A 22078-nucleotide genomic window follows, 5' to 3' on the forward strand; every position below is an offset into this window, starting at 1 on the left:
CCTCCTACCTGAGCTTCGGGTCGAGCGCGTCGCGCACGGCGTCGCCCATCATGATGAACGCGAGCACCGTGATGCTCAGGAACAGGGCCGGGAACACCAGCGGCAGCGGCGCCGTGATGAACCGGTCACGTGCGTCCGCGATCATCAGGCCCCACGAGATGTCCGGCGACTGCACGCCCACGCCCAGGAACGACAGCGCGGCCTCGGCCGCGATGTAGGTGCCCAGGTTGATCGTGGCCACGACGATGACCGAGGCCAGCGAGTTCGGCAGCAGGTGCCGGAACATGATCCGGCCGGAGCCCGCGCCCAGCGCCTTGGCGGCCACCACGAAGTCCTGGCTCTTCGCCGTGATCACCGCGGCCCGCATGATGCGGTACACCATCGGCCAGCCCAGCACCGACAGCGCGAGGATGACCAGCAGGATGCTGTTGTACTTGCCGCGCAGGGTGGAGGCGATCAGCAGCGCGCCCAGCACCGACGGGATCGCGAAGAAGACCTCGGTGATACGGGACGCGAGGGTGTCGATCGCGCCGCCGCGGTAGCCCGCGAAGATGCCGAACAGACCACCGATGATCGCGGTGAGGACCGTGGTCAGCACGCCGATCACGATCGAGTTGCGGGCGCCGTAGATCGTCCTCGCGTAGAGGTCGCAGCCCAGGTTGTCGCGCCCGAACAGGTGGCCCGGCCCTGGGCCCTGACGGGCGGCGGACAGGTCGCACGTCCGCGCGTCGAACGGGTCGATCGACGTGAACAGCGACGGCCAGACGGCCATGACCAGCAGGATCAAGATGATGATCACCGAGATGATGAACATCGGGCGGCGCCGGAGGTCGTGCCAGGCGTCCGTCCAGAGGCTGGCGGGCTTGGCCTCCTTCTTGGCGTGCCTGCGCCTGCCCTCGCGTCCGGGAGCCGGCGCTGCGGGTGCGTCCGCGACCATGGTCTTCCCCTCCTCGAGACCCGGCCCGTCCAGCGGGGTTGGGTTACTCATAGCGGATCCTCGGGTCGAGCACGGCGTACAACAGGTCGACGATCATGTTGGCCAAGATGTAGACCAGCACCAGGATGGTCACGACACCCACCACGACCGGCTGCTCGCGCAGGTGGACCGAGGTGAAGAGCTGGTTGCCGATGCCCTGCAGGTTGAAGATCGTCTCCGTGATCACCGCGCCACCCATGAGCTGACCGAGGTCGGCGCCCAGATAGGTGACCAGGGGGATCAGCGCGTTGCGCAACGCGTGCCGGCCGACGACGCGGCGGCGCGGCAGACCCTTGGCCGTCGCCGTGCGGATGTAGTCCGATCGCAGGGTCTCCGCGAGGCTCGTCCTGGTGAGCCGCGTGAGGTATGCGATCGAGACCCCGGCCAGCACGAAGCCCGGCACCAGATAGCTGCGCAGGCCCTCGGTCGTGCCGGCGACGGGGAAGATGTCCGCGCCGGTCCACTGCTTGAGCTTGACGCCCAGCACCAGCTGCAGCACGAAGCCGGTAACCAGCGTCGGCACCGAGATCAGCAGCAGCGTCGCGGCGAGGATCAAGGTGTCGGCGGCCTTGCCGCGGCGCAGCGCCGCCCACAGGCCGAGGCCGACGCCGATGATCGCCTCCATGACGAGCGCGGTCACGGCGAGGTTCAACGTGACCTGGAACTTGCCCGCCATGATCTGCGACACGGGGACGTTCGCGAAGTTGACGCCGAAGTCGCCGCGGAAAATCACGCCGCTGATGTAGTACCAGTACTGCAGCAGCAGCGGGTCGTTCAGGTGATACTGCTCGCGCAGGACCTCCGCGATGGCGGGGTCGGGGCGCTTGTCGCCGAACAACCCCGCGATGGGGTCACCCGGCAGCGCGAAAACGATGCAATAGATCAGAAGCGTGGCGCCGATCAGGACGGGTATCGCCTGGATCAGTCGCCTGATGACATATCGGCCCATTCAAGCCCTCCGGTACATGCTTGAAGGCAGCCCTTCGGAATCGGTGATCAATCCGGCTCCGGACGACTGCCTTCAAGATCAGTCCTTCGGCGGGGCGGACGACGTCGGTCGCCCGCCCGCCGATCGGCGTCAGGCCTTCGTGACGTCAGCCCACTCAACCTGGTTCAGCAGGTTGACCTTGACGTTGTTGATCTTCGTGGAGTAGCCGTAGTTGAGCCGGTAGAAGTACACAGGAATGTACGGCAGGTCCTTCAGCAGGATGTCATCGGCCTGCTGGTAGAACTTCAGGCCCTCCGCCGGGTCGGTCGCCTGGTCACCCTTGGCCACCGTCTCGTCGAACTCCTTGTTGGAGTAGCCACCGTAGTTGGAGCCGGTGCCGATGGAGCCGGTGCCGAAGATCGGCGTCAGGTAGTTCTCGGGCGACGGGTAGTCGATGGCCCAGCCCATGCGGAACAGGCCCTTGAACTCCTTGGCGTCGAGAGCGTCCAGGATGCCCTGGAACTTCTCGAACGGCTGCGTCTTGACCTCGACGCCCAGGTTGGCGCGCAGGTTGTTGGCGACGGCCTCGATCCACTCCTTGTGGCCCCCGTCGGCGTTGTAGCCGAGGTCAATGCTCTTCGGACCGTTGTTCGCCTCGTACAGCTTCTTGGCCTCGGCCGGGTTGTACGTGCAGGCGGTGCAGATGCCGGGGCGGTTGCCCTGGATGGCCGGGTTGATGAAGTCGTCGGCCGGCGTCATCGCGCCCGAGAACACCGTCTCGGTGATCGTCTTCCTGTCGATGGCCATCGAGACGGCCTTGCGCAGGTCGGCGTTCTGCCATTCCTTGTTGTAGGCGAGCGGGACGCCGATGTAGCCGACGCCGGCGTCGGGCTCCTGCTTGAAGCGGTCGCCGAGCAGGGTCTTCGCCGTGCCGATGGCGGTGGGCGGCAGGGAGTCGTGGATGTCGAGGTTGTCAGCCTGGAGGTCGTTCCACGCGGTCTCGGAGCTCGTGTAGATCTTGAACTGGAGCTTGGTCCAGCCCGCCGGCTTCTTGCCAGGGAACTTGTCGTACACCGACAGGTCGATCGCCGTGTCGGTGCCCTTCTTGTAGGGCTTGTCCATCTTGAACAGGCCCTGGCCGATCGGGTTCTCGCCGTACTCCTGGCTGAGCTTGCCGTCGGCGCCGATGGCCTTCTCCGGCAGCGGGTAGAAGGCGGTGTAGCCGAGCATCGTCTTGAACTGCGAGAACGGCGCGTTAAGCGTGACCTCGAGGGTGTTGTCGTCGACGACCTTGAGACCCTTCATCTCCTTGGCCGTCGGCGTCTTGCCCTCACCGGGGTGCACGTCGTCGTAGCCGTCGACGCGGCCGAAGAAGAAGGACGAGCTCATGGCGTTGTCCTGGAGCGCGGCGAAGTTCCACGCGCGGGCGTAGTCGGCGGCCTTGACGGGGGTGCCGTCGTGCCAGGTGTAGCCGGGCTTCAGCTTGATCGTCCAGACCTTGCTGTCGTCCGTGGTGATCGACTCGGCGGCTTCCTCGACCGGCTCCTTCTTGTCGTTGTAGGTGACAAGCGGGTCGAAGAGGGCGGCGAGCACCTCGGCGCCCTCGCTCTCGGTGGTGTCCTGGGGGAACAGGAGCTTCTGCGGCTCACCGAGTTCCATGCGGACCGGCGTGTCGTCACCGCCGCCCGCGGCGCTGTCGCCGCTTCCCGAGGCACCGCTGCCACACGCGGCGACGGCGATGGCGAGCAGTGCGGCACTGGCGACGATCCGTGCGCCCTTAGTAACACGCATGGTGAAACAAATCCTCCCTCTACAGCCGGGCACCCAGCGCTGGGCCGCACGAGTGATGATCGTGCGCAGCCTGACGGGGAGGTCCTGGTATCCCCCCCGGATTTAGCTGACGTTGTCAAGCCAGCTGACGCCCTGCCAGTCGATTCGCGACTATCCCTTACTCCTTGCCATCAGGAAGTCTCTGGCGCGTTGCAGTTCGGTCACACGTGTGCCTATCTAGCGTCACAGACAATTCGCCCGATGCGGTTCAAACAGTACAGACTCTCTGGTCCAGGTGAAGCCACGGTCATGAACAATCGATGAAAGTTATCCGGTACATGACGGCGTGGGCGCCGTCGCCCCCACACCGCCGCCGCCTGGGCTACCGTTGAGCAGGTCTTTGCGAAGCCTTGGAACCAGGCGTCGCGAGACTCCGTCCAACCCTCTGTCGCCGACCCGCGCGACAGCTACCTCACCGACCCGGATCCAATAGAGTCCTTGCCATGAGCCAGCCGGAATCCGCTGTCGCGGACGCCCAGGCGGGCGGCCGAAGCGGGCAGGAGCCGCTGGCCAAGCTCGCCAAGAGACACGGGCTTCGCCGTGCCATCGCACGGCCGAGGTTCCCTGTCTACGTGCGTCAGCTCTGGGAGCGGCGACACTTCATCCTGACGTACGCGACCTCACGCAACGTCTCGAAATACTCCAAGTCAGCGCTCGGCCAGCTGTGGCAGGTGCTGACCCCGCTGCTCAACGCCGCCATCTACTACGTGATGTTCGGCCTCATCCTGGGCGGCAAGAACGGCATCGAGAACTACCCGGCCTTCCTGCTGACCGGGATGTTCGTCTTCACCTACACACAGCGCACGGTCAGCGCGGGCGCGAAGTCGATCTCCGGAAACCTGTCGATGATCCGGGCCCTGCACTTCCCGCGGGCCTCGCTGCCGCTGGCCTACACGATCCAGGAGCTCCAGCAGCTCGTCATCTCCATGGCCGTGCTCCTCGCCATCGTCGTGATGACGGGAGAGACCCCCACCTGGTTCTGGCTCATGATCCCGGTGGTGCTGGTGCTCCAGACGATGTTCAACGTCGGGGCCGGCCTGGTGGTCGCCAGGCTCGGCGCCCAGATGCGCGACCTCAACCAGCTGCTGCCGTTCATCACCCGCACCTGGCTGTACGCCTCCGGCGTCTTCTTCTCGATCCAGGACAAGGTCGTCGTGGCCGCGAAGCTGCCCCAGTGGGTGGCCAACGTGATGTACCTCAACCCCGCGGCGTCCTTCATCGAGTGGATGCGAGAGATCCTCATCAGCAGCCACAACAAGTCGTTCGGGCACCACCCGCCGACAATGGTGGTGGTGTCTTGCGTATTCTGGGCGGTGTTCGCACTCGGCTTCGGCTTCTGGTACTTCTGGCGGTCCGAGGAGAGGTACGGGCGTGGCTGAACTGACCAAGGAGCTGTCACAGGTGAAGGGCGACACGCCTGCCGTCCCCGGCAAGGACGCCAAGGCGCGTTCCACCCCGGAGCCCCAGGACAAGCGGCCCCTCGACGTCCCCACGGGCACTCCGACCGTCATCGTCGACGACCTCCACATCGTCTACCGCGTCTACGGGGCGGCGTCCGAGTCCGAGAAGGGCAACGCCGTCAACGCCCTCACGCGCATCCTGAAGCGCCAGGGCCGGCCGCAGATGAAAGAAGTGCACGCGGTCAAGGGCGTGACCTTCGTGGCCTACCACGGCGACGCGATCGGCATCGTGGGCCGCAACGGCTCGGGCAAGTCCACGCTGCTGCGGGCCATCGCCGGCCTGCTGCCCCCGCACGCGGGCGCCGTCTACACCGACGGCCAGCCGTCGCTGCTCGGCGTCAACGCGGCGCTCATGCGCGAGCTGACCGGTGAACGCAACATCGTGCTCGGCTGCTACGCGATGGGCATGACGCCCAGCGAGGTCCGCGACAAGTACCAGGAGATCGTCGACTTCTCCGGCATCGGCGAGTTCGTCCAGCTGCCGATGTCCACCTACTCCTCCGGCATGGGCGCCCGCCTGCGCTTCGCCATCTCCTCGGCCAAGACGCACGACGTCCTGCTCATCGACGAGGCCCTCGCGACCGGTGACCGCGAGTTCCGCAAGAAGAGCGAGGAGCGCATCCGCCAGATCCGCGAGTCGGCCGGCACCGTGTTCCTCGTCGCCCACGACCTCCGGGTCATCGAGCAGACCTGCAACCGGGTCATCTGGCTGCACAAGGGCAAGATCAAGATGGACGGCGACCCCAAGGAAGTCATCGCCGCCTACAACAAGGGCTGAGCACGCACGACGAAGCCCCCGGCCGGTGGCCGGGGGCTTCGTCGTGTCCGCGCGCGAACCGCGGGTACTGGCGTGACGGATGACTGACAGAGAGGTCAGCGTTCCGCTAGAATTCGAACGTCGATTCGAGTTGAGGAACGGTGATGGAGTGGGGGCGCGCGATGGGAGAGCTTTCGGCCGCGATTGACCACCTGGCCACCGAAGACGTGTCGGAGATCCCGCGGCTGGAGCTCGCCGAGCAGCTCCTCGAGCTGCACTGGCAGATGGCCCGGCTACAGGCCCAGATAGCCCGTCGCACCGGCGTGAGACTGCCCTGACCCCGGCAAGCACGCGGCCGTTCCAGCGGCACCTGCAGGTGCGGCCGCGGGGTCCATACGCGGGAGAAGAAGAACAGGCCGCGCCGCTGCTCTGCGCGATGGCGGCGCGGCGCCCGACCGGCCGCACTCCGGGCGAGGGCGCGTCCGCCCCAGCCCGTCGTGAGACCGCTCGCTCGCACGGCGAATGACTCGCATGGTCTCGACCTGTGCCTCGTCGACAGAAGGCAGTGGTCGATGATGATCGCGCGTGCCGGTCGACCGGTGCGGCCCCGCGCGGACCGTCCCCTCGCCGGACGAGCCGGCGCCCGGGCGTCGGCACCTTTGACGCCCGTGAACCGCCCCGCCGACACCGGCGACGCCCGCGAACCACCCCGCCGACGCCCGGACGTCGGCGGCTGTGACACCCGCGGACTAGTCCTCGGCCTGGCCCGCCACCGTGCCGGTCACCGTGTCGGCGGTCCAGCCGAGAGCCTTGAGCGCCTCAGTGCTGCCGCTCATGGTCACGGTCCCGTTCGACATCTTGCCGGTGGCCTTGTTGGTGAGCGGGGTGAGCCCGTTCGCCGTGCCGCTGGCCTTCAGGCTGCGGATCCGATCGGACGTCTCCACCTGATCGGCGACCGCCGCGGCCTGCGCGGGCAGCGACGCGACCATGTCGGCCGCGAGGTCGGGCAGCGCCATCCTGGCCGCCGTGCCGAGACCTGGCACCACCCCCCGGCCCGGCAGGTTGTGCGCGTCGCCCACCGAGGTCACCGTCCCGGGCAGGGGGACGCCCTGCATCGGCGGCGCGTCCTGGCCGACGGAGACGCTGCGGCCCCGCTTGACCGAGCGGGTGCTCGGCACGGAGGCCGACATGCCCTGCCCGCCGAACGGAGTGCCCGCCACGATCGGCGAGATCTCCGGCATCGGCCAGGTCTCGCGGGTGACGTCCTCTTCCGCGTTGGGCGTGAAGCCGCGGTTGATCTGCCCTGGCCGGTTGACCTGCGACCGCCAGTCCATCTGCGCCCGCCGCTCCATGTACATGTCCCGCTGCACAGCGGTCAGGTCGGAGCCGGCGCCGGCGGACTTGGCGTGCGAGACGCCGACGAGCAGGCCGTTGACGTAGGCGCTGGCGAGCATGCTCTGCACGAAACCGCCGGCCGGGCTGGCACCCAGGAGCGGAACGTCGGTGGAACGCGACAGGACGTCGTTGCGAAGATCGGCCTGAGCCGGCGCGGCCAATGCCGCCGCCAAGCCGAATGCTGTGACGGCTACCGCCGCCTTGACTACACGATTCATGATTGCCTTCCCGGCTCGTGATCGATCGCTCTCGAATGCGATGGAAATGCGAATCGATAACCCCCGTATGCCGTGGCGTACGCGCTATGGGCACCACACGAGCGTGCCGTCACGGCTGAGCTACGGCAGCAGTTGTATCACCGTCCGAGAGCGGTCGGTGGTCGCATGAATGCCTGTGTAGCAGGGGTTTGCAGCCCGGTTACCGACTGGAGGGGCAGCGTTGAGCGGGAGCGACAAACCGGAAATAGGCGCTTCTAGTTTCCAATATTATGCGCGCCGGGATGGGCGGCTTACACCAAAAGACAAGTGCCCCGCGGCCCGTCGACGAAATGTTGTGAAAACAATTGCGACGGACCGCGGGGCAAGAATTCTCCGGTCGCGATAGGGGCGCGCGGCCGGATCAGACGGGAAGCAGCACCTCCGTGGACTCGAACGGGAAGCGCTCCGCGAAGGCCGGCCGCAGGTCGGTCAGCCAGACCGCCTCCGGGTCGTAATGCGCGAAGAACGGCCGCCCCACCAGGGAGGGGTCGCGCGCCTGGATGAGATGGAGCACGAAGTACCGCTCGCCGGCGATCTCCGTGACGCCGTCGACGCACACCTTGCCCGGCGTGGCCGACATCGACGGCCCCCGGACCGTACGGCACAGCCCGGAGACCGAGGAGTACGCGTCCCTGAAGATCTCGTACGCCCGCGCCAGCGGGACCGCGAAGTAGTCCTGAGGCCCGGTGTCGCGCTCGACGAACATGTAATAAGGAATCATCCCCATGGACAGCTGCCGCCGCCACATGCCCGACCACACGGCCGGGTCGTCGTTGATCGACCTGATCAGCGGCGCCTGGGTCCTGATGGTGGCCCCGCTGCCGAGGATGTTCTTGACGGCCGCCTCGACGCGCGGTGACTCCAGCTCCCGCGGGTGCGAGAAGTGCGCCATGAACGCCAGGTTCTTGCCGGCGTTCACCACCTGCTCGAACAGGCGCAGCGTGTCGCCGGCGTCGGGGTCGGTGCTGAAGCGCTGCGGCCAGTACGCGAGCGCCTTCGTGCCGATTCTGATCGACTCGAGCTGTTCGATTCCGATCAGCGGCTCGATGTAGCGCCGCAGGACCGGCTCACCCATGATCATCGCGTCGCCGCCGGTGATCAGCACACTGGTGACCTCGGGATGCCGCCGGATGTAGGTGACGAGCTGGTCGACGTCGTCGGAGGCGAACTTCAGGTCGGCGTCGCCGACGAACTGCGCCCACCTGAAGCAGTACGTGCAGTACGCGTGACAGGTCTGCCCCTGCTTCGGGAAGAAGAGTACTGTTTCTGGATATTTATGCTGCATGCCAGGAACAGGCTCATCGCCCAGCTTCGGGACGTTGAGCTCCTTCTGTCCGGCAGGATGTGGGTTGAGCTGAGTACGTACCCTGTTGGCCTCGGCTTGGATCTCGGCGTTGGGAGCCTCGGCCTTCAGCAGGTCGGCCAGCCGGGCCACGTCGGCCTCGGGAAGCATGTCCTCCTGCGGGAAGACGAGCCGGTAGATGGGGTCGTCGGGGGCGGCCGACCAATCTATGAGTTCGTCGACGACGTAGGCGTTCGTCCTGAAGGGCAGCACTGTCGCGACCGCGCGGACCCTGAGCCGCTCGTCGTCCGCCAGCCCGGCGCGCTGGAGGAGCTGGTCGAGGTGCTTGGACGTGTACGCCCGGAAGCGTCGGGTGCCAGCTTCGTTCAAAATCACTAGGCGTTTCCCATCTTTTTTGTTCGATCGGCGGTAAACCTCACGACCAAGTCGCGCGTCTACGGTCTTACTATCCGGACGCGCCTCGCCGTGCGACCGGTTCCACAGCTCTCCAAGTTTTCCTTAAGGTTCCTTGTCAATCACGACATATCGCGTCAAGGCGTAGACTCGGAACCGTGACCGAGAATCCTGACCTCCGCGCCTCCGACGCCGACCGCGACCGCGTGGCCGCGGTGCTCGGCGAGGCGCTCGCCACCGGACGGCTCACCAGCGTCGAGCACGCCGATCGCCTCGAACAGGCCTACACCGCGAAGACCGTCGGCGAGCTCGTCCCCATCACCCACGACCTGCCCGACGTCGCCCGGTCCGACGTCCCCGCCGCCGTCGAACAGCAGGCCATCAGCGCGGCCTTCAGCAAGATCGTGCGCAAGGGCCGCTGGGTGGCCTCCCGCCGCACCCGGCTGTCGGCCCGCTTCGGCGCGCTCGTCGTCGACCTGTCCGACGCCGTGCTGCCCGGCCGTGAGATCACCGTCGAGACGGACGCATGGTTCAGCAAGGTGATCGTCCGCGTGCCCGCCGACGCCCACGTCGTCGACGAGGGCGGCTCGGTGTTCGGCAAGCGCAACGTGACGGCCGGATCGGGCGCCGACGGGCCGCTGATCCGGGTGACGGGCACGTCCATGTTCTCGAAGGTGATCGTCACACGCGCGATGGACGACTGGAACCTGCGCTGATACCCCGGCCAGGACTGGAACCGGCGCGCGCGGGAACCAACAAGTCCTACCCGCCAGTTAACCTGGCACCTGCCTTGCCTGCGATGCGGCATCCCGAGCCCGCGATCCGGCTGAGCCGTGCCGGCGGGCGCGATGCCGTACGAGGTGACCATTGTCCGACAGCAGGCCCGTCGCCCTCGATGCCATGGGCGGCGACCACGCGCCCCACGAGATCGTCGCCGGCGCGGTGCACGCCGTGCGCGAGCGCGGCCTGCGCGTCGTGCTCGTCGGCTCGCCACGCGTGCTCTACGAGGCGCTCGCCGACCACGACGCCACCAAAGAGGTCCCCATCGTCCGGGCCGAGGAGGCCCTGTCCATGGACGAGGGCGCGCTCGCCAGCCTGCGCCGCCCCCGCTCCAGCATCGCGATCGCCTGCCACCTCGTCCGCCGCGGCGACGCCTGCGCGGTCGTGTCCGCCGGCTCCACCGCGGGCATCGTCGCCACCGGACGGCTCCGGCTCAAGGGCCAGCCGGGCGTGCTCCGGCCCGCCATCGCCGTAGCGCTACCCACCCGTCCCACGCCCGCCCTGCTCGTGGACGCCGGTGCCAACGCCGAGGCCAAGCCGGAAATGCTGGTGCAGTTCGCCCACCTCGGAGCCGCGTACGCCGAACTCGCCCACGGCATCACCGCCCCCAAGGTCGGCCTGCTCACCATCGGCAGCGAGGCCGAGAAGGGCAACAAGCTGGTCAGGCGGGCCCACGAACTCCTGCAGAGCTCCCCCGGCATCGAGTTCGCCGGCAACGTCGAGGGCTACGACCTGCTGTCCGGCAAGGTCGACGTGATCACCACCGACGGATTCACCGGCAACGTCGCACTCAAGACCATGGAAGGCGCGGTCCGCTACGCCTTCTCCGAGCTGCGCGAGGCGATCGAGGAGAGCAAACTGGCCCGGCTCGGCGCGGCCATGCAGCGCTCCCGCATCCGCGACCTGCGCCGCCGCCTCGACGCCGAGGCGCACGGCGGAGCCGTCCTGCTCGGGCTGAACGGAACCGTCGTCATCGCCCACGGCGCGACGAGAGCCCCGGGCATCAGCGCGGCCTGCGCCCTCGCCACCGACCTGTCGGCCGCCGAAATCGTCACCGCGATCGGCGAGCGCATCGCCGCCTCAGGACGCTCCCACCGCCTGTGGTGACCCCCAGCTCGCGATCAGCGCGACGGTCGACGTCCCCGGTACCCTTGACCCATGACCGACCCGCAGATAGTGCTCACCGAGCGCGTCCAGCAGGCGCTGGCACGCGCGTTCGGTCAGGAGCACGCCGACGCAGACCCGCTGATCCGGCCCTCCCAGTTCGCCGACTTCCAGGCGAACGTCGCGATGAGCCTGGCCAAGCGCCTGCGACGCGCCCCGCGGGAGGTCGCGGAAGCGATCAGAACTGAGCTGTCCGACTTCCCCGGCACCATCGAGGTCAGCGGCCCCGGCTTCCTCAACATCACCCTTGACGACACCTGGATCGCCGCCGAGGCCGCCCAGATGCTCGACGACGCGCGCCTCGGCATCGGCACCATCACCCCGGCCCAGACCGTGGTCATCGACTACTCCGCGCCCAACGCGGCCAAGGAGATGCACGTCGGCCACCTGCGCACCACGATCGTCGGTGACGCGCTGGCCCGGCTGCACGAACACCTCGGCAACAAGGTCATCAGGCAGAACCACCTGGGCGACTGGGGCACCCCGTTCGGCATGCTCATCGAGCACCTGCTCGACATCGGCGAAGAGGCCGCCGTCGCGCAGCTCGAAGCCGGCATGGGCACCGAGTACTACCAGGCCGCCCGCGCCAAGTTCGACGCCGACGAGTCGTTCAAGACGCGCGCCCGCGTCCGGGTGACCACGCTGCAGTCGGGCGACCCCGAGACGCTGCGCCTGTGGCACGTCTTCATGGACGCCACCGTCCGCTACTTCAACAAGATCTACGAGATGCTCGGCGTCACCCTCACCGACGCCGACATCGCGGGCGAGAGCATGTACAACCCCATGCTCCAGAAGGTCTGCGACGACCTCGAGGAGGCCGGCGTCGCCCAGATCAGCGAGGGCGCGCTGTGCGTGTTCCCGCCCGGCTTCACCGGCTCCGACGACAAGCCGCTGCCGCTGATCATCAGGAAGAGCGACGGCGGTTACGGCTACGCCACCACCGACATGGCGGCCGTCCGCTACCGCGTCCACGACCTCAAGGCCGACCGCATGCTCTACGTGGTGGGCGCCGACCAGGCGCTCCACTTCCGCATGGTGTTCGAGGCCGCTCGAATGGCCGGCTGGCTGCCCGACACCGTCTCGGCCGAGCACGTCAAGATCGGCATGATGCTCGGCAAGGACGGCCGCCGCTTCAAGACCCGCTCCGGCGAGTCCGTCAAGCTGATGGACCTCCTCCAGGAGGCCATCGACCGCGCCACCGCGGCGATCGCCGACCGGGGCTACGACGAGCAAATGCAGCGGGAGATCGCCCACGCCGTCGGCATGGGCGCGGTGAAGTACGCCGACCTGTCGGTCAGCCACGACAGCGAGTACGTCTTCGACTTCGACCGCATGCTCGGCTTCACCGGCAACACCGCCCCCTACCTGCAGTACGCCCAGGCGCGCATTCGCTCGATCTTCCGCCGCGGCGGCGTCGACCCCGCCACCGCGACCGGTCCGATCGTCCTCGGCGAGCCCGCCGAGCGCGCCCTGGCCCTGCAGTTGCTCGGTTTCGGAGCCGTCGTCGAGCAGACGACAGCCCTGAGCGAACCCCACCGGCTGTGCGCGTACATCTACGCCGCCGCCACGGCGTTCACCGACTTCTTCGAGCAGTGCCCCGTGCTCAAGGAAGGCGTCGAGCCCGACGTCCGGGCCTCGCGGCTGGCGCTGTGCGCGCTGACCCTGCGGGTGCTCGAGACCGGCCTCGATCTCCTCGGTGTCCCCGTCCCCGAGCGCATGTAACCGGCAAAGTCTCCCGTTCCGACGTGGGCGCGCCTCCACCGGGTTGGCGCGCCCCAACCACTAGGCTTTACGCGGTCATGAACTGAGGCCGAAATGGGGGAGTTCTCTGCCTTGAGCACGGACCTGACAGCGGGCCCCCAAGCAGCCCCCGAGGTGCACCGCTACGCCGAGGCCCTCCTCGCGCACCTCGCCGCCAAGGGCTCCGCCCCTCCCGCCCCGCCGAGCTTCGACGACGTCCCCGGCAACTGGCTGCCTCCTGCCGTCCAAGCCCTCGTCGCGATCCTCGCCGGCGAAGACCCGCTCGAACCGCTGAGCAGGGCCGCGAGCCGCGACCAGCAGCAGACCGCGCTCTTCCTCTGCCTGGCCCTCGCGGTGTCCGGCCAGGGCAGCCGCATCCACGCGTCCTGGCTCGGCACGGCCTTCGGCGAGCTCTCCCTCGACCACCCGGTCACCCACGGCCAGCGCTCGCTCTGGCTGGCCGCCGCCCGGGGGGCGTACGGCCCCGCCGGCAAGATCTTCGTGCTGCGCAAACTCGACGCGCTCTCCATCCAGCAGCACACCGACGCCCAGCAGTGGGTGCAGGCCATCGCGCCCGGCGACCCGGCGGTCGTCGTTCCGCCGTCGCTCGTCGACTTCCCCGAGATGGCCGAGCTCCCGCAGCTCGCCAGGTCCGCCATGGCGGCCGCCCGCCTGGCCAGGCTGCGCGAGCGCTGCGCCGAGATCACCTCCACGCGCCAGACCGAACAGATCCCGCCCGCGCCGCTCGACAACAGCTCCGGCGAACCGGCCTCGGCCTGGGTCGAGAACGAGCCGCTCGCCGTGTTGCGCACGCTGATCGGGCAGGGCGGGCCGAGCGGTCCCATGGCTTCGCTGAGCACGTACCTGCTCGACGACCTGCGCCCCGGCGCCGACCCGCACCTCGCGGCGATCGCGCTGCACGTGGCGGCGCCCATCCTGCGCGACGTGGCCGAGCAGCTCGAGGCCGACAGCCGGCTCGAACCACCCGAGACGTTGGTGGTGCCGCTGCTGGGCCACCGCATCATGCTCCGTCCAGAAGGCCCCGACCAGGAGTCGATGGCCACGGCCGAGCAGTCGATCCTCACCGACGGCGTGGTGCACCGAGGCCGCCCGTGGGCGGCGGCCGTGCTGCTCGTCGCCGGGGTCGCCTGCCTCGTCGGCGCGGCGCTCTCGGTCCGCCTGCTCGCCGCGGCCGGCCTCGCGATGATCGGCCTGGCCGCGTGGCAGCTGTGGCAGCGCCGCAGGCTCGCCGAGGCCGACGCCCGTTATCTGGCCGGCCAGGTCACCGAACTCAGGGAACTCGCCGAGGGCGCCGTCTGGGCCCTCCATGCGTACGCCCGCGAATCGGACGCACGCGCGAAACAGGCCGCGGACGACGCAGCCGAGCTGACCCGGCTGATTCGTCGCGGCCCGCGCGCTGCTTAGGTGGTCTCGATCTCCACGTGACTCGGCGCGAGCAGGAAGACCCGCTCGGCGATCCGCTCGATCCGACCCTCACACCCGAAAGCCAGTCCGGCGGCGAAGTCGACCATTCTCGTCGCCTCGGACATCGACATGCCCGTGACGTCCATGATCACCGTCTGCCCGTCACGGAAATGCTGTCCGATCAACGGCGCGTCGTTGTACTTGAGCGGCTGGATCATGACGATGCGCGAGGAGTCGACGTTCGCCCGCCACCGCCTGGCGGCCCGCTCCGTCGCGGGAACGTACTCGTCCTCGTACTGCTCGTCGTCATAGCCCTCGTCGTAGTGATCGACCCCGCTCAGGCCAAGGTAGCTCACCACCTTGCGCACTGCCCCCATCGGCTTGTCCTTTCCTCAGGAACTCACCGTAATCGGCACGTCCCTACACATTGGACGGTAACCGACGATTCCGCATTCGCCACGCGACACGCCCAGCCCTAATTCCATTTTGTACGGCTTGCAGCCCGCTTGCAGCCGGATATCCAGCCCCCTATAGCATCAGCCCCATGCGACTGTTCACCGTCGACGCCTTCACCGACACAGCTTTCAAGGGTAATCCCGCAGCTGTCTGCCTGCTGGAGTCTCCGGTTACCGACCGATGGATGCAGAGCGTAGCGGCCGAGATGAACCTCTCTGAGACAGCTTTCCTGCTCGGAGATTCCCTGCGGTGGTTCACACCGGCCGTTGAGGTCACTCTATGTGGTCACGCCACTCTGGCGACGTCACACGTGCTCTATTCGACCGGAGCGGCGACCGGACCGATGCATTTCAGCACGGCCAGCGGGACACTCTCCGTGAATCAGCTCGCCGACGGCAGCATCACGATGGATTTTCCGGCCAAGGACGTGACCGCCGTCACTGTTCCGGCGGATCTGGAGAAAGCACTCGGCGCGACGCCGGTGAGCGTCTGGAAAAGCCAGCTCGACCTGCTGGTGGAGCTCGACTCCGAGGAAACGGTACGGTCACTCACGCCCGATATCGCGGCCCTGTCCGCTCAGGAGGCAAGAGGCGTCATCGTCACCGCAAGAGGCACTGAGACCGATTTTGTCTCCCGCTTCTTCGCTCCCAAAGTGGGCGTTCCCGAGGATCCGGTGACGGGATCGGCCCACTGCGCATTGTCGCCGTTCTGGTCGTCCCGCCTCGGCCGCGACGCACTCGTGGGCGCCCAGCTCTCCGCGCGCGGCGGACTGGTGCACGTCCGTCACGCGGGATCCCGCGTCCATCTCTCCGGCAGAGCCGTCACCGTTCTCTCCGCCACCCTCGAGATCTGACCCACCACACCGGCGAACGCCTCGAGCACCACACCCACCCGGACCTGCACCCCGACCAACCTCGCCCAGGTCCGCCCTCATCCTGCGCACGCACGCACCACAGGGCGCGGCAGCTCCCCCGCCACCTCGGCCCGTCCAGCCCCCCTGCCCACAGCGATGAGACGCGACTGACCGCGGTCTGCACGCTGGAGGGTCGTGACGCGAAGCTCAGTTCTTGACGGCCTCAGCGATCCGCAGAGCGACCTCGGAGGGTGTGAGGTGGGTGGTGTCGACGACCTCGGCCTCATGGTGCAGCCACGTGCGGGCCGCCTCGGCATAAGGCGCGAGGTATTTGAGGCGGAAGGCGGAGGGACTGGGTCCCAGCACGGTGTCGCCCTCGATACGCCTGCGCAGGGTGTCCTGGTCAGCGTGGAGGACGAAGTGCCGTACCGGAACGGCATGATGCGCGAGCCCCGCACTGATCTCGCGCCAGTACTCCTCGACCAGGACCGTCATGGGCATCACCAGCGTGCCGCCGGTGTAGTCGAGTATGCGACGTGCCGTCTCGACCACGAGCGGCCGCCAGGGCGGCCAGTGCTGAAAGTTGTCCGTCGCCGGCAGCCCAGGTGAGACGTCCATGAGCGTCTCCCCGACCTTCTCGGCATCGAACACCCGCGACTCCGGGAGCAACTGCTGCACGAGCCCACTGGTCGTCGTCTTACCCACACCATGAGTACCGTTGAGCCACACGATCACCGGCTCATGCTAGTCCCGCACCACCCACGACCGGACGCCAAGATGCTGAGCAACCGACGCATCCCGGTCATCAGCCGTGAGCGAAGTCCCTCGTCCCACCCAGCCCCTGACCTGGCCATGCTCACCACCCGGGCCCCACAGGACGGCCGCGCCGCACCGACCTTCGTCCGCTCCGTCTACATCGACACGACCGGGCAGCGTTGGCGGGGATCCTTTACGTGCTGCGTACCGGGATCGGCCAGCAGCCCCTGACGGTGCGACAACTGCACGACAGCGTCCTTGACCAGCCTCCGTGCGAGATGCCCGGGCACGGCGAACGCCAGGACGTCCAGGTCTTCACGCGCCAGCTCGCTGTATCGAGCCGCCAGTCGACCTACCTCGGGATCGCTGTCGTGCAGGTGCAGCCAGATCCGTACCGTTGGCGGAAGGCCGGTCCCCTCCCACGTAGATCACCGGTTTCCGCTGTGAGCCCGTCCTGACCCACACGTAGACCCACGAGCCGACATCGGCCAACTCGCACTCGCAGCAGCGTCATGTCGCCCTCCACCGCTGCAGTGTGCCAGGACAGCGGACGCTTCAGCAGCCCACCTCAAGCCTGAAATGCTCCCTATGCCCGCAAATCAGAGAGCTCTCCGCACCATCTCCCGCAGATGGGTGGCAGACAGGAGGCTGCCCTGACTGACCACGTGTACCGATCGGCCCGCAACTACGAACGCCACCCCGCACCCTCCGAAGCGATCACCCCGGTGAACAGCCATCGCCTACATGGTCAGCCACCTCACCCAGAGCGGCCCAAAGCGCCTGCGCATGGAGCGACCCAACCTGGAGCGACCGCGAGAAGGCCCCACACGGAGAGACCCCAGCCAAGCGCGCCCGGAGAGCCCCATTTGAATCGCCTGCTGCGGGAAGATCATCAATCGCCGACACCCGCTGACGATCCATCTCGAAACACGACCCTTCCGTCAGGGCTCTTCCCCTTGTCGATCAAGCCCTTGCGGAGGGCATGCCCGCGATCGGCGATTCCAGGTCGGTAACCCGGGCCCGCAGCCGCCCTCGCATCGGCTCCGGATCCGCAGGAGGGATTCGGTTGGAGCGCAGAGCCGAGCGAGTTCTCGTGCACCCGCAGAGCTGAGCGAGTTGCTGCGCGGCCGAGGGGCTCATTCCCGTACCTCTGCCGCCTGCGCGGAAACGTGTCGCTAGTCTCGCCACCCTGCACGACTGAGAATCTGGCCGATCACGGGGCCTTTGGCTTCGGCGTAGTAGTTCATGTCGCGCCATTCCTGCTGTGCCAGTTCGCGTTTGGTGGCCGCATACAGGTTCCGGTCGCTCTCGCTTGCCCGCAGTCGATCGCGGAAGGCGAGATACCGGCGCACCTCGACGTGATCGGGCCGGTAACAGTGCAGGTTCACCGGCTCGTCGGGGTCCCCGGTACGGAGGCAGCGATGTTCCGGCTCGCGAACTCGCAGGTTGTAGCCTGCCGCTTCAAGATCGGGAAGGTAGGCCGGCTCGTCGTCCGGGTCGTCGATTCCGATGACGATGTCGATGATGGGTTTGGCAGCCAGTCCGGGCACCGATGTGGAGCCGATGTGCTCGATCAACCGCACACGCTCGCCGAGGACCGCCCGCAGGTCTGCGGCTCGCCGCTCGAAGCGCGCCGGCCAACCGGGATCGTAGTCGGCGATGGTCACCTTCACCGGACGCAGACCGTGCACCAACACCGCGGACAGCTTCTCGTCATCATAGGAATCAGACATCTTCAGGGCCTTCCCGTAGGCAGCGGACCACCGTATCTACCAGCTCGAACCATGGTCAATCGCCTTACCTACCTGGGCCCGGCCCTGCGGCGAGGCCCCTGACAGGGAATGACGCCCACCAACTCGCCCCCCGGACCACTCAGCGGCGAAGTCACGGCTGACCGGCGGGGATACCCGACAGTCCCCCGCACAGTGGTGTGCGGCAGAAACGCCATGCACCCGCGCCAGGATGAAGCCCTGCTCACGCATCGACATGGAAACGGATCGACCGAGACGTGCGCCCATCCTCAAGACAGCCGACAGGCTTGCGACAATGACCACCCGGAACATGGTCATAGATCTCTGTGGGCTGCAAGGTCGTCCCGTCGTTGGGCATCTGGCTGGAGACCGTGAACGACAAGCACGACAGCGTCAATGTCTGCCGGCGACATGGCGGCGCAGACCCGCCGGAAGCCGCAGTTGTTCCGATCATGCCTGGTTGCTGAGGTTTTCGCCGACCCGCGCAAGACAGGGCCTTACCCCGCCGGCGGAGGCCAGCCGCTACACCGATCGATGTGACCAGAGCAGCACGTCGCGCATGGTGGTCGAGCAGGCGTGCGAAGCGGTCAGAACAGCACACGTGACGCCGTCAGAGTGGTCAAAGGCAAAGCATGTGACTACGTGCGAAGGGGTCGGCACAGCAACGTGACGCCGATCGGAGTGATCAGAGCAGCACACGTGACGCGATCGCAGTGATCACAGCAGCACACGTGACGCGATCGGAGGGCCAGGGCAGGCCACGTGACGCTGATGGTCGTCAGAGCAGGCCACGTCACACCGATCGATGTGGTCAGAGCAAAACACCTTCAGCTGTCGACGGCGTTGTGGACCCTCTCCGCAGTGATCAGCGGCCGGCTCGACGGGCACCTGTTCGCCGTCGGCCTCGACGGTCCCGGTCAGGGCGGCGGCCAGCGGGCCTGGCCAGCCTCGTGTCGGCTGGTCGGCGGGCCTGGCCAGCCGACACGAGGACCCGTACAACCGCCGCGTCCGCCGCGTCGGGCTCACCCCCGCCGGGGCCGCCCTGATCGAAGAGATCAGCAACACCGGCATCATGCCAGTCGCCGCTGACGGCCTGCGTCTGCTGGGCGCGGTCGCGCTCGGCGCCCTCACCGCGGTGCTCGAGCTCGCCTTCCTGCTGCTGCCGCTGCCGTTCCTCGGCAACCCCAACGTCGCGGCCGCCGCCCGCCGGCTCCCGCATGTGCTGAGCGGCATCGACTCTCATTCCCGAGCGGCGCGCCTGGCGGCTCTCGCCAGGCGATAGCGACCCCAGCTGCTCATGCTGCCGGGATCCCAGCTCCAGCTCATGGTTGCGGGCCCGCTCAGACCCTGAACCGGCTATGCATTGAGCGAGCACACCCCTACTACTCGAAGTCCTGACGCTGATCGAACTCCCGGGCAACCGGCGCGACTTCCACAGAAGCAAGACCAGGCAGTCGTGCAGTGCACCTCGGTCGGTCAGGGCCCCTCGTTCTGCCCCTTGAGATCCTCGGGGAGGCCGGTGTTGGGGATACCGAGTTTGTGCGCGTACTGATCGTTGAGTTCGGACCAGCCGAAGCCGGCTGCTGAGGCGCCGCGAATCGGTGGGATCGGACGTCCTTCCAGCAGCTTCTCGGCCACGTCGAAGCAGAGGTGCCAGCCGGCCGCGACCTTCGGGATCCAGTCGCGATCCTGAACGGTGTGCCGAAGCGTCAGCCGGGTGCCGGTGTCAGTGGCAGCAAGTTCCCAGCGCAGCAGATCGGTGCCGAACGTGTGCTCCAGCAGCGTCGGTGGTTCAGCTCGCACCACCTCGACCTCCATGTCCTGGGGATGCTCGTCGTCGATCATCGTCATCGTGGCGCTGCCTGCCTCGGCAAGGCTGCGGTCAGCGGTATAGGGCGCCCACGCGGCGAGTTGTCCGGGCTCGGTCAACGCGGCCCACACCTTCTCGGGCGAGTGGCGCAGCTCGCGGACGAAGACAAGCGTCCAGCGGTCTCCAGCCGCCTCGCAGCCGACCTGGGCGAGCGAGCTCGTACGGTACGGGTTCTGGCTCATGACTACTCCAGGTTGTCGAGGTGGCGTTCGAGAGCGTCGAGATGCCGGTCCCACAGGGCTCGATACGGCTGCAGCCAGTCATCGAGCGCTTGGAAGGGAGCCGCGCGAATGCGATAGATCCGCCGCTGCGCCTCCGTACGGCAGATGACGAACCCGGCCTCCCTGAGCACCTTCAGCTGCTTGGACACCGTGGGCTGGCTGACTTCGAGCGCCTCAACCAGCTCGTTCACACTACTTTCGGCCTCCAGCAGCCGTCCGAGGATCCGACGCCGAGTCGGCTCAGCAAGCACAGCGAACGCATCAACGGCCATGGCCACCATATTCTCCATTGCGCATATAACTGTCAAGGCATATACACTGCCCGCTCCGCCACATCACCAGTACTCCGACCACCCCATCGACGCATCCGCGCACAGACGACAGCCCCTGGACAGAACCCCGATCGCCACTGCTCGGTCTCGCTGGCATCCGAAAGATGGTCCCGTTGGCATCCTGAAGTCGACCAGGGCCTGTCTGGAGTTGTGATCGGTGTCGGAGATCGTTCGATGTGGCGTAGCGGTGTGCGCGGCCGCCGCGGCGACGGCCATCGCTGCAGCCCGGTGTTGTCGGTGGCGGTCTCTAGCCTGTCGCAATGATCCGTAGCCTGTTTGAGCAGCGTCCGCTTGATGCTGCCGTCGCTGACGCCGAGAGCGCGACGCTCGAGTTCGACGGGGCCAGGGCCTGGTTGCGCTCTGTGCTGGTTGGCCCCGTGGAGCCGTTGGGCGCCGAGGTGTGGGTTCTGGATGCAACCCTGGAGCAGATCGTGCTCGTCAGGCACCCGCGGCGCGGGCTTGTCCCGCCAGGTGGCGAGGTCGAGCCCGGAGAGTGTCCGCGTGATGGCGCGGCCCGGGAACTGGCCGAGGAGACTGGGCTGCGGCCACGGGTGTTGGAGCGGCCGGCCGCGGTGGCGGTGCGGTCGTTCGCCCCGGGTCTGCCGAAGACGCTGTCCCTCTCCTATGCCGCGATCGGCGACCTGGAACAGCCTCTGATCGCGGAGGACGGGCAGCCCGCGGCCTGGATGCGGCTGGACCAGGGCTGGGAGAACTGTTTCCCCGACGACGTGCTGCGCATCCGACAGTACGTGAAGTTTCTGAGATCGGGTTCCTCTGCCTGGTGAGGGTGGCCGCGACTGGGTCCTGTGATGTCGTCTCGCGGATGGCCGGAGATGCCCGCGGAGTTCGGCGCCTGGTAGACGGTCTACGACCGCTTCGCCCAGTGGCGTGATGCCGCGTGTTTGCCGCACTGCCGGAGATTTCGTTGATGGGGCACTGGTCGGGCGCCTGCGCTCGTCCTGTGGCGAATGCCTGCTCGGGCGAGGGGGTGTCTGTTTCGGGCGGTCGACTCGCCATAAACACGAAAGGGGGCCCACCAACAGCGAACCCCACACCGAAACGGGCCCACCCCCACAGCAGAAGCCCAGCCGAACGGCCACCCAAAACAAAAAAGGGCCCTGCCACCAGCAGAACCCAAACAACACCTACACGCAACGCGCCATCACAACCCACACAAGCGCGACCCACAACAAAAACAGAGGAGGGGCCCCACCCGAAGGCGAGACCCCTCACTCATCAAAGATTGTCCGGCGGTGACCTACTCTCCCACACCCTCCCGAGTGCAGTACCATCGGCGCAGAGAAGCTTAACTTCCGGGTTCGGAATGTAACCGGGTGTTTCCTTCCCGCCATAACCGCCGTAACCCTCCGAAACACACAAACATCACTGTTTGCTGTCTCAGAATTGCCTAGTGGACGCGAGCAAGAAAAG

20 protein-coding genes and 1 rRNA gene are annotated in these 22078 nt (G+C 67.3%); 10 read left to right on the forward strand and 11 right to left on the reverse strand.

From position 1 onward, the window contains the following. Positions 1-4 precede the first annotated feature (4 nt). The 3 genes from BLR04_RS24940 to BLR04_RS24950 form a co-directional block, all read right to left on the reverse strand. The gene (locus tag BLR04_RS24940) at positions 5-988 is read right to left on the reverse strand and encodes an ABC transporter permease (RefSeq protein ID WP_245740481.1); all 984 of its coding nucleotides are present in this window, start codon (positions 986-988) and stop codon (positions 5-7) included. Beyond that, the gene (locus tag BLR04_RS24945; protein ID WP_090769613.1) at positions 981-1925 is read right to left on the reverse strand and encodes an ABC transporter permease; all 945 of its coding nucleotides are present in this window, start codon (positions 1923-1925) and stop codon (positions 981-983) included. Before BLR04_RS24945 ends, BLR04_RS24940 begins: the two co-directional genes overlap by 8 nt. 129 nt (positions 1926-2054) lie before the next feature. Continuing rightward, entirely contained in the window at positions 2055-3695 is a 1641-nt protein-coding gene (locus BLR04_RS24950; protein WP_090769615.1) for a peptide ABC transporter substrate-binding protein, read from the reverse strand. A 482-nt stretch (positions 3696-4177) separates the two neighbouring features. On the opposite strand from BLR04_RS24950, the gene BLR04_RS24955 reads away from it, so the two are divergent. The 3 genes from BLR04_RS24955 to BLR04_RS40855 all read left to right on the forward strand — a co-directional run bounded on the left by BLR04_RS24955 (position 4178) and on the right by BLR04_RS40855 (position 6289). Further along, entirely contained in the window at positions 4178-5113 is a 936-nt protein-coding gene (locus BLR04_RS24955) for an ABC transporter permease (protein ID WP_090769617.1), read from the forward strand. After that, a complete protein-coding gene (locus BLR04_RS24960) occupies positions 5106-5972 on the forward strand; it encodes an ABC transporter ATP-binding protein (protein WP_176903271.1) in 867 nt (288 codons plus the stop codon). Before BLR04_RS24955 ends, BLR04_RS24960 begins: the two co-directional genes overlap by 8 nt. Before the next feature lie 161 nt (positions 5973-6133). Next, on the forward strand, positions 6134-6289 hold the full coding sequence (locus tag BLR04_RS40855; RefSeq protein ID WP_176903263.1) for a hypothetical protein: 156 nt from the start codon (positions 6134-6136) through the stop codon (positions 6287-6289). A 411-nt stretch (positions 6290-6700) separates the two neighbouring features. Here the strand turns inward: BLR04_RS40855 and BLR04_RS24965 are convergent, their stop codons facing one another. Both BLR04_RS24965 and BLR04_RS24970 read right to left on the reverse strand, forming a co-directional pair. Then, a complete protein-coding gene (locus tag BLR04_RS24965) occupies positions 6701-7564 on the reverse strand; it encodes a hypothetical protein (RefSeq protein WP_143022185.1) in 864 nt (287 codons plus the stop codon). Positions 7565-7964: 400 nt separating this feature from the next. Beyond that, positions 7965-9281 (reverse strand): KamA family radical SAM protein, encoded by a 1317-nt coding sequence (locus BLR04_RS24970; protein WP_090769621.1) that lies wholly within the window; start codon positions 9279-9281, stop codon positions 7965-7967. Between the two features lie 176 nt (positions 9282-9457). Here BLR04_RS24970 and BLR04_RS24975 point away from each other — a divergent pair, with 176 nt between their 5' ends. The 4 genes from BLR04_RS24975 to BLR04_RS24990 all read left to right on the forward strand — a co-directional run bounded on the left by BLR04_RS24975 (position 9458) and on the right by BLR04_RS24990 (position 14408). Next, the gene (locus tag BLR04_RS24975) at positions 9458-10015 is read left to right on the forward strand and encodes a DUF1707 SHOCT-like domain-containing protein (protein WP_090769623.1); all 558 of its coding nucleotides are present in this window, start codon (positions 9458-9460) and stop codon (positions 10013-10015) included. Positions 10016-10166: 151 nt separating this feature from the next. Continuing rightward, on the forward strand, positions 10167-11186 hold the full coding sequence (gene plsX / locus BLR04_RS24980; protein ID WP_281191640.1) for a phosphate acyltransferase PlsX: 1020 nt from the start codon (positions 10167-10169) through the stop codon (positions 11184-11186). A 51-nt stretch (positions 11187-11237) separates the two neighbouring features. Next, positions 11238-12965, forward strand: a complete 1728-nt coding sequence (argS, locus tag BLR04_RS24985; RefSeq protein WP_090769625.1) for an arginine--tRNA ligase — start codon at positions 11238-11240, stop codon at positions 12963-12965. 111 nt (positions 12966-13076) lie between these two features. Next, positions 13077-14408: a hypothetical protein gene (locus BLR04_RS24990; protein WP_245740483.1), complete on the forward strand. Its 1332-nt coding sequence runs from the start codon at positions 13077-13079 to the stop codon at positions 14406-14408. On the opposite strand, the gene BLR04_RS24995 is transcribed toward BLR04_RS24990, so the two are convergent. Then, on the reverse strand, positions 14405-14785 hold the full coding sequence (locus BLR04_RS24995) for a cell division protein SepF (RefSeq protein WP_090769630.1): 381 nt from the start codon (positions 14783-14785) through the stop codon (positions 14405-14407). The genes BLR04_RS24990 and BLR04_RS24995 overlap by 4 nt on opposite strands. Positions 14786-14952: 167 nt before the next feature. Between BLR04_RS24995 and BLR04_RS25000 the strand changes: the two genes are divergently transcribed. Continuing rightward, the gene (locus BLR04_RS25000) at positions 14953-15717 is read left to right on the forward strand and encodes a PhzF family phenazine biosynthesis protein (RefSeq protein ID WP_090769631.1); all 765 of its coding nucleotides are present in this window, start codon (positions 14953-14955) and stop codon (positions 15715-15717) included. 207 nt (positions 15718-15924) lie between these two features. Here the strand turns inward: BLR04_RS25000 and BLR04_RS25005 are convergent, their stop codons facing one another. Continuing rightward, the gene (locus tag BLR04_RS25005; RefSeq protein ID WP_245740485.1) at positions 15925-16395 is read right to left on the reverse strand and encodes a nucleoside/nucleotide kinase family protein; all 471 of its coding nucleotides are present in this window, start codon (positions 16393-16395) and stop codon (positions 15925-15927) included. A gap of 1253 nt (positions 16396-17648) precedes the next feature. Further along, entirely contained in the window at positions 17649-18206 is a 558-nt protein-coding gene (locus tag BLR04_RS25015) for a GrpB family protein (protein ID WP_090769638.1), read from the reverse strand. Positions 18207-19296: 1090 nt separating this feature from the next. On the opposite strand from BLR04_RS25015, the gene BLR04_RS25020 reads away from it, so the two are divergent. Continuing rightward, the gene (locus tag BLR04_RS25020; protein WP_090769640.1) at positions 19297-19506 is read left to right on the forward strand and encodes a hypothetical protein; all 210 of its coding nucleotides are present in this window, start codon (positions 19297-19299) and stop codon (positions 19504-19506) included. A 194-nt stretch (positions 19507-19700) separates the two neighbouring features. Here the strand turns inward: BLR04_RS25020 and BLR04_RS25025 are convergent, their stop codons facing one another. Both BLR04_RS25025 and BLR04_RS25030 read right to left on the reverse strand, forming a co-directional pair. Beyond that, a complete protein-coding gene (locus BLR04_RS25025; RefSeq protein WP_090769642.1) occupies positions 19701-20276 on the reverse strand; it encodes an SRPBCC family protein in 576 nt (191 codons plus the stop codon). 2 nt (positions 20277-20278) lie between these two features. Beyond that, a complete protein-coding gene (locus BLR04_RS25030) occupies positions 20279-20605 on the reverse strand; it encodes an ArsR/SmtB family transcription factor (RefSeq protein ID WP_342672294.1) in 327 nt (108 codons plus the stop codon). 302 nt (positions 20606-20907) lie between these two features. Here BLR04_RS25030 and BLR04_RS25035 point away from each other — a divergent pair, with 302 nt between their 5' ends. Then, positions 20908-21432 (forward strand): NUDIX domain-containing protein, encoded by a 525-nt coding sequence (locus tag BLR04_RS25035; protein WP_090769644.1) that lies wholly within the window; start codon positions 20908-20910, stop codon positions 21430-21432. Between the two features lie 460 nt (positions 21433-21892). On the opposite strand, the gene rrf is transcribed toward BLR04_RS25035, so the two are convergent. After that, positions 21893-22009: ribosomal RNA gene (gene rrf, locus BLR04_RS25040) — 5S ribosomal RNA — on the reverse strand. Positions 22010-22078: the final 69 nt, after the last annotated feature.

Origin of the sequence: Nonomuraea maritima, assembly GCF_900100395.1 — a bacterium.
Lineage (GTDB): Bacteria > Actinomycetota > Actinomycetes > Streptosporangiales > Streptosporangiaceae > Nonomuraea > Nonomuraea maritima.

Excerpts from the sequence above, each read along its gene's own strand:
- BLR04_RS25015 (WP_090769638.1), bottom strand. The coding sequence starts at position 18,206 with ATGTCTGATTCCTATGATGACGAGAAGCTGTCCGCGGTGTTGGTGCAC.
- BLR04_RS25035 (WP_090769644.1), top strand. The coding sequence starts at position 20,908 with ATGATCCGTAGCCTGTTTGAGCAGCGTCCGCTTGATGCTGCCGTCGCT.
- BLR04_RS25025 (WP_090769642.1), bottom strand. The coding sequence starts at position 20,276 with ATGAGCCAGAACCCGTACCGTACGAGCTCGCTCGCCCAGGTCGGCTGC.
- BLR04_RS25030 (WP_342672294.1), bottom strand. The coding sequence starts at position 20,605 with ATGGAGAATATGGTGGCCATGGCCGTTGATGCGTTCGCTGTGCTTGCT.
- BLR04_RS24965 (WP_143022185.1), bottom strand. The coding sequence starts at position 7,564 with ATGAATCGTGTAGTCAAGGCGGCGGTAGCCGTCACAGCATTCGGCTTG.
- BLR04_RS24950 (WP_090769615.1), bottom strand. The coding sequence starts at position 3,695 with ATGCGTGTTACTAAGGGCGCACGGATCGTCGCCAGTGCCGCACTGCTC.
- BLR04_RS40855 (WP_176903263.1), top strand. The coding sequence starts at position 6,134 with ATGGGAGAGCTTTCGGCCGCGATTGACCACCTGGCCACCGAAGACGTG.
- BLR04_RS25000 (WP_090769631.1), top strand. The coding sequence starts at position 14,953 with ATGCGACTGTTCACCGTCGACGCCTTCACCGACACAGCTTTCAAGGGT.
- BLR04_RS24945 (WP_090769613.1), bottom strand. The coding sequence starts at position 1,925 with ATGGGCCGATATGTCATCAGGCGACTGATCCAGGCGATACCCGTCCTG.
- BLR04_RS24940 (WP_245740481.1), bottom strand. The coding sequence starts at position 988 with ATGAGTAACCCAACCCCGCTGGACGGGCCGGGTCTCGAGGAGGGGAAG.
- argS (WP_090769625.1), top strand. The coding sequence starts at position 11,238 with ATGACCGACCCGCAGATAGTGCTCACCGAGCGCGTCCAGCAGGCGCTG.
- BLR04_RS24995 (WP_090769630.1), bottom strand. The coding sequence starts at position 14,785 with ATGGGGGCAGTGCGCAAGGTGGTGAGCTACCTTGGCCTGAGCGGGGTC.
- BLR04_RS25020 (WP_090769640.1), top strand. The coding sequence starts at position 19,297 with ATGCCAGTCGCCGCTGACGGCCTGCGTCTGCTGGGCGCGGTCGCGCTC.
- BLR04_RS24955 (WP_090769617.1), top strand. The coding sequence starts at position 4,178 with ATGAGCCAGCCGGAATCCGCTGTCGCGGACGCCCAGGCGGGCGGCCGA.